6 protein-coding genes are annotated in these 6,651 nt (G+C 57.2%); 1 reads left to right on the top strand and 5 read right to left on the bottom strand.

Translation table 11 applies throughout. From position 1 onward, the window contains the following. Window positions 1–41 precede the first annotated feature (41 nt). The 4 genes from B2590_RS18275 to B2590_RS18260 are packed head-to-tail and all read right to left on the bottom strand — an operon-like array spanning window position 42 to window position 3,664. Window positions 42–497, bottom strand: a complete 456-nt coding sequence (locus tag B2590_RS18275) for a MaoC family dehydratase (RefSeq protein ID WP_127402355.1) — start codon at window positions 495–497, stop codon at window positions 42–44. 38 nt (window positions 498–535) lie between these two features. After that, window positions 536–1,297: a class II aldolase/adducin family protein gene (locus B2590_RS18270; RefSeq protein WP_127402354.1), complete on the bottom strand. Its 762-nt coding sequence runs from the start codon at window positions 1,295–1,297 to the stop codon at window positions 536–538. A 17-nt stretch (window positions 1,298–1,314) separates the two neighbouring features. Beyond that, a complete protein-coding gene (locus tag B2590_RS18265; RefSeq protein ID WP_127402353.1) occupies window positions 1,315–2,457 on the bottom strand; it encodes an acyl-CoA dehydrogenase family protein in 1,143 nt (380 codons plus the stop codon). Window positions 2,458–2,467: 10 nt separating this feature from the next. Then, window positions 2,468–3,664: an acyl-CoA dehydrogenase family protein gene (locus B2590_RS18260; protein WP_085681904.1), complete on the bottom strand. Its 1,197-nt coding sequence runs from the start codon at window positions 3,662–3,664 to the stop codon at window positions 2,468–2,470. A gap of 331 nt (window positions 3,665–3,995) precedes the next feature. Here B2590_RS18260 and B2590_RS18255 point away from each other — a divergent pair, with 331 nt between their 5' ends. Then, the gene (locus B2590_RS18255) at window positions 3,996–5,318 is read left to right on the top strand and encodes a DcaP family trimeric outer membrane transporter (RefSeq protein ID WP_227544296.1); all 1,323 of its coding nucleotides are present in this window, start codon (window positions 3,996–3,998) and stop codon (window positions 5,316–5,318) included. A gap of 141 nt (window positions 5,319–5,459) precedes the next feature. Here B2590_RS18255 and B2590_RS18250 read toward each other — a convergent pair whose 3' ends face one another. Beyond that, window positions 5,460–6,629: an acyl-CoA dehydrogenase gene (locus B2590_RS18250; RefSeq protein ID WP_036202119.1), complete on the bottom strand. Its 1,170-nt coding sequence runs from the start codon at window positions 6,627–6,629 to the stop codon at window positions 5,460–5,462. Window positions 6,630–6,651 lie beyond the last annotated feature (22 nt).

Here is a 6,651-nt window from a genome sequence, read left to right as displayed (position 1 = left end):
AACTCCCCCTCCTACTCGATTTGCTTCGGGCGTCTGACCGCTCAGGCCACGTACATCACCAGGTTCTCTGCCACGCAGGCAGGCTTGTCCTCTCCACGGATTTCCACGGTGGTTCGGTAGGTGGCCAGCGTGCGCTGATCATCCACCCTGGACACATCCAGCAATTCCATCTTGCTACGGATATCCGCCCCGGATTTCACCGCCGCAGGAAAGCGCAGTTTGTTGATGCCGTAATTAATGCTGGCGCCTTTGCCCTGCACGTCAATCACCTCCTGATTCAGCAGTGGAATCAGCGACACGGTCAGAAACCCATGGGCGACGGGGCTCTTCCACGGCGTTTCCCGCGTGGCCCGCTCCACGTCCACGTGAATCCACTGATGATCGCCCGTGGCGTCCGCAAACGCCTGAATCATCTCCTGGGTGACGGTTTTCCAAGGGCTGTGGCCAATGGTAGTGCCGCAAAAATGTTCAAGATCGTTTAATTCAACAGAGAGCATATCTGCTTCCATGGTGCACAAGGTGCAAAGTCAGAGACTCAAACAGCGTACCCGGGATTCTTGCTATCCAGAAGCCGAACCAATGCGGGCCAGGTCAACGCCGCCGCACTGCCAAGTTCCTGAGACTGGTCAGCGGTTGTCTGAATGGCCTGCTCTGACGGCATGCAGGTTGGCCCACAACTCTGGGCTTTGACCTGAATCTCGCAGGCCTTCATCAGAAAATACAGATAGGTGAACGTCTCCGGCACGTCCTTGCCCGCCGTCAGCACCCCGTGATTGCGCAGCATCATCATCGACTTGTCACCCAGATCCCTGATCAGCCGCTCCCGCTCATCCAGGTTCAGCGCCACACCTTCATAATCGTGATAGCTCAGATGATTCAGGCACAGCATCGCTGTCTGGCTCAGGGGCAACAGACCATCCCGGTGCGCCGACACAGCCACCCCATCCGGCGCGTGCAGGTGCATCACCGCTCCGGCATCCTCGCGGCCCATGTGAACGGCACTGTGAATGGTAAATCCAGCCGGGTTGACACGGGCGAGGCCGCCAGACTCCGCCACCTGGCCGTCCTTATCCACCTTCACCAGTGACGACGCGGTGATTTCATGGAACAGAAGCCCATAGGGGTTGATCAGGAAATGATGATCCGGCCCCGGCACCCGTGCCGAAAGGTGGGTGAACACCAGATCGTCCCAGCCAAACAGCGCCACCAGGCGATAGGCGGCGGCCAGCTCGGTACGGACCTTCCATTCGGCTTTTCTCAGATCCCGTTGTGATGACTGATCGTCTGTTGTCGTCATGATGAGAGCCTCAGCTGTCAGCCTGCCTGCAACAAAGTGGCGTATTGCTCCAGATGGTAATCGTCATCCCCCAACTGGTGATTGATGGCGATCAGCCGCTTCGCGTAGTGGGCAAAGTTGTACTCCCAGGTCATGCCGATACCACCGTGGGACTGAATGCCGGCCTCGGAGATGAATTGACCGGCACGGCCAATCACGTTCTTGGCGGCGGCCAGCACGCGGCGGCGTTCATCACTGGGTTCGCTGTCGGCGACGCTGGCGGCAAGAATTGCCATGGAACGAGCCTGCTCCAGTTCCGACATCATATCCACCATACGGTGCTGCAACACCTGGAACCGGCCGATAGGCACGCCAAACTGCTTGCGCTGTTTGAGGTAGTCCAGAGTCAGCTCATTGGCCATTTCCATGACACCCACAGCCTCGGCGCAGATGGCGGCGATAGCGCGACCGGCCTGATACTCGATCACCCCGGCAGCCTTGCCTTCTTCTCCCAGCAACGTGTCGGCACCGACCTGGACGTTGTTCAAGGTAATGTCACAGCCGCGGGAGCCGTCGATAGTGGGGTAAGCTCGGCGCTCAACGCCAGCGGTATCCGGGCTCAGGGCAAACAGGCTGATGCCGTCGGCATCGCGGGCGTCGCCTGAGGTGCGTGCGGACACCACGATCAGGTCGGCACAGTGGCCGCTGATCACCACGGCCTTGCGGCCGTTCAGAGCATAGCCCTCGCCGTTTTTCTCGGCACGGGTTTCCACGTTATTCAGGTCATAGAAGCTCTGGGGCTCTTGCAGGCCTACAGCGGCTTTCAGTTCGCCGCTGGCGATGCCGGCCAGCCAGGTGTCTTTCTGGCTGTCGTTGCCTGCCTGGCCAATCAGGCCGCCGCCCAGAATAATGGACTGCACATATGGCTCCAGGCAAAGCCCGCGGCCCAGCTCAGTCATAACGGACTGAACTTCCACACCGCTGCCGCCAAAGCCACCGAGTTCCTCGGAAAAAGGTACAGCGGTCAGGCCCAGCTCGCTAAGCTGCTGCCAGAAATCGGCGCTGAAGCCCAGTTCCGTCTCACTGAACGCCAGTCGTTTTTCAAAACTGTACTCACCGCGCACCAGCCGTTCCACGGTGTCCTGCAGCATCTGCTGCTCTTCATTAAGTCGGAAATCCATGGTCGTCTCCTTAAAGCCCGAGAATCATTTTCGACACGATGTTCTTCTGGATCTCATTGGATCCGCCGAAGATCGACAGCTTGCGGTTGTTGAAGTACTGGGCCGACAGGGGAGCGGCATCTTTATCCGACAGGAAGTCGCCCTCGTAATCCATATCCATCTCCTCTTCGAGGAACGGCAGGGCATAGGGCCCGATCGCGCGGCGGGCGAGATCATTGATGGCCTGGCGGATCTCGGTGCCTTTTACTTTCAGCATGGAACTTTCCGCACCCGGCACACCGCCACCTTCAACAGAGGCAATAATACGCAGGTTGCTGATGGCGGCTGCCGTGAGGTCGATTTCCACTTTGGCGATGCGCTGACTGAATGAGGGGTCCTCAAGCAGCGGCCGACCGTTTTTCAGGCGGCGTGATGCCAGGTTTTTCAGGTGCGACAGTGCTGCCTTGGACATACCGATACCGGCCAGGCCGGTGCGCTCGTAAGTCAGAAGATACTTGGCATAGGTCCAGCCTTTATCCTCTTCGCCCACCAGGTTCTCAACCGGCACCTTCACGTCCTCGAAGAACACTTCGTTAACTTCATGCTCACCATCCAGAGTGATGATGGGGCGCACGGTAATGCCCGGTGTGTCCATATCGATGAGCAGGAACGAAATACCTTCCTGGTTCTTGACCTCGGTGTTGGTACGCACCAGGCAGAAGATCATGTTGGCGTGCTGGCCCAGGGTGGTCCAGGTTTTCTGGCCGTTAACAATGTAATGGTCGCCATCACGCACAGCACGGGTTTTAAGAGACGCCAGGTCAGAGCCCGCGCCGGGTTCGGAATACCCCTGGCACCACCAGTCCTCGCCGCTGAGGATGCGCGGCAGGTACGTCTGCTTCTGTTCCTCGCTGCCGAACTTGATGATCACCGGCGCCACCATATTCACCCCGAACGGGATGGAGCGGGGAACGCCGTAACGGCAGGATTCTTCGTCCCAGATGTGCTTTTGCACGGGCGTCCACTCTACACCGCCGTACTCTTCCGGCCAGTGGGTCGCGTACCAGCCCTGCTCGCAAAGGATTTTCTGCCAGCGCTGATGGTCCTCTTTGGACAGGCGGCGGAATCCTTTCACTTTGGCGGCGATGTCGGCCGGCAGCTTTTCATCCAGGAACGCACGCACTTCGTCACGGAAGGCGAGTTCCTCGGCGGTGTAGTTCATGTTCATCGAATCAACCTCGTTAATGCATTACAGCGAAAATATATACCGCATAGCAGAATTACTCAATGATCTTTCATGGGTTGCTCGTCTGTCAATGCTAATGAAACAACAAAACACAGAGTAATTACCGATTTCATTAAAATTTGGTTTCACTCATTTGTTGATAACAAAAGTATTGTCTATATTCGAAAAAACGGAAGCTGGTACTGCTATGCGAAACCTAACAATCACAAAATACCGCACAGTGAAACAGCGTGATTGATTTGGTGTGTCCCAGTGCCGGCACCGGAACGTCCAATAACAACGACATGAAATCAACTCCGTTAAGAGGTTTGAGATGACAACAACAATACCTTCCCAAGTGCGTCCCTTGCTCCGAGCCGTGGTTATTGCCGGGCTGCCGCTGATGGCCATCGGTTCCGGCTCCGCGCTGGCGCAAAGCACTGAGCTGGACGAGCTGCGAGAGCGGGTCCAACAGCTGGAAAACAAACTGGAAGGCGCGGTGTCTACCGCGCCTGAATTGACAGAAGACAACCCCTATTTGCTGCGAGACGGCGACGGGATCAAGATTGGAAGCACAACGATTTCATTCGGTGGTTTTATCAAGGCCGACGCTATTTTTGGTTCCCACGGGAATGGCAGCCTGAACAGCTACAGCATTGGTTTGCCGAGAACCTTCGCGAGTGCCGCGGCTTCGGATGAAAGCGACTGGAAGACCGGTTTCTCGGCCCGGGAATCACGGATCAGTATCGGCACCAAAACCGAGGATGTCGTCGGTCACACGCTGACCACCTACCTGGAGATGGACTTTAACCAGGACCTTAACGACGGCATGAATGAAACCGGTAACGAGATCGTGTCCAACAGTTATTCCCCCCGTTTGCGCCAGGCCTACGGTTCCTGGAACGGCTGGGATTTTGGTCAGACCTACACCACGTTCACCGACCTGGCGGCCATGCCGGAAATCCTTGATCAGGGCAAGCAAGCGGCTTTTATCTACGCAACCCAGCCCATGATTCGCTACAACATGGCTGCGCCAGGCGGGAAGCTAATGGTTTCCCTGGAGAATCCCGAAGACGGCTACTACGGCAACTCCTACGACGATCAGTCCTACCCGGATCTCGCAATGCGGTATCAGATTCGAGGTAACTACGGGTTTTACTCCATTGCCGGTTTGCTGCGGAATTTTGAAGACAACGCAGCGGATGAAACCATAACTGACGGAGCCGTATCTTTGAGTGCCCGCATTCCGACGGTTGGCCGTGATGATCTGCGCCTGCAGTACAGCTATGGCGCGCTCGGCCGGTACATGGGCCTGCTGACTTACCCGGACGTGGATCTGGCAGCTCTCGCCCAAGGCGATGTCGAACCTCTCAAGACCTATGGTGCCACAGCGGCCTATCGCCACTTCTGGTCGCCTGCATGGCGTAGCACCCTGACGGTCTCGCACACGGAAATTGTTGATGATCTGGTCGCACCGCCTGCCGGAACGTTGAGTTACTTCGACTCGTCGACCTCGGTTCACGCCAACATACTATGGTCTGCCCACCGCAATCTGACGCTGGGGCTGGAGTACGCCTATTGGGATTTCGGTGAGATTGCCACCAGTAGCAGCATGCAGTATGAGCAGGTCATGGCCTCCGCGAAATTGAGCTTCTGATCGATAAACGTCTGACATAAACCAATTCTAAGGTGCTTTTATGCATCCTTGCCTCGGAGTGCTCCCCCGCTCCGGGGCTTTTTTGTGGGCATAAAAAAAGCAGAGCCGGAGCTCTGCTTTTTGGAGCTATGGGCAGCAGGATCAGCTGAAAGCCTGAATCCCGGTCTGTCCGCGGCCCAGAATCAGGGCGTGGACATCGTGAGTACCTTCATAGGTATTCACCGCCTCCAGGTTCATCACGTGGCGGATGACATGGTATTCGTCGGCGATACCATTGCCGCCGTGCATGTCACGGGCTACCCGTGCGATGTCCAGGGCCTTGCCGCAGTTGTTGCGCTTGAGCATGGAGATGGCGTCCGTCGAGTAGTTGCCGGCGTCTATCATACGGCCCAGTTGCAAGGCGCCCTGAAGGCCCAGGGTGATCTCGGTCTGCATATCCGCCAGCTTCTTCTGGATCAGCTGGTTGGCCGCCAGAGGCTTGCCAAACTGCTTGCGCTCGAGCGTGTAATTGAGGGCCGCGTGCCAGCAGAACTCGGCAGCGCCCATGGAGCCCCAGCTGATGCCGAAACGGGCCTTGTTCAGGCAACTGAAAGGACCTTTCAGACCTTCTACGTCGAGCTTGTTCTCGTCCGGGACAAAGACTTCGTCCATAAAGATGGACCCGGTCTCGGAAGCCCGCAGGGAAAACTTACCCTCAATCTTCGGCGTGTCCAGGCCCTTGGCACCTTCGCGTTCAATCACGAAACCGGTGATTTTGCCCTCGAGCTTGGCCCAGACCACACAAACATCGGCAATGGGGGAGTTGGTGATCCAGGTTTTGGAGCCACTGACCAGATAGCCGCCGTCGACTTTCTTGGCGCGGGTTTCCATGTTGCCCGGGTCAGACCCATGGTTGGGCTCGGTCAGGCCAAAGCAGCCCACTTTTTCGCCGGATGCCAGTTGGGGCAGGATGCGTTTTTTCAGGGCTTCCTGGCCAAAGGCGTGAATCGGGTGAATAACCAATGACGACTGGACACTCAGGGCTGAACGATAGGCGCTATCAACCCGTTCCACTTCGCGGGCAATCAGGCCGTAGCACACGTGGTTCAGGCCGGGGCCGCCGTATTCTTCCGGCAGGGTAGCGCCGAGCATGCCCAGATCGCCCATGTCGGTAAAAATGGAACGGTCGAACTTCTCATGCCGGTTCGCTTCGGTAATGCCGGGCATCAGGCGCTGATCGCAGAACGAACGGATACTGTCACGTACCTGACGCTCGGTTTCATCCAGTTGCTTGTCGAACTGCAGCAGGTCATCCCAGGGTGCGGAAGCCATGGTGTGTCTCCTCAGAAAATTA

Origin of the sequence: Marinobacter sp. UBA3604, assembly GCF_002375325.1 — a bacterium.
GTDB classification, from domain to species: Bacteria; Pseudomonadota; Gammaproteobacteria; order Pseudomonadales; family Oleiphilaceae; genus Marinobacter; species Marinobacter salarius.
This window is presented reverse-complemented; position numbering and strand designations above follow the sequence as displayed.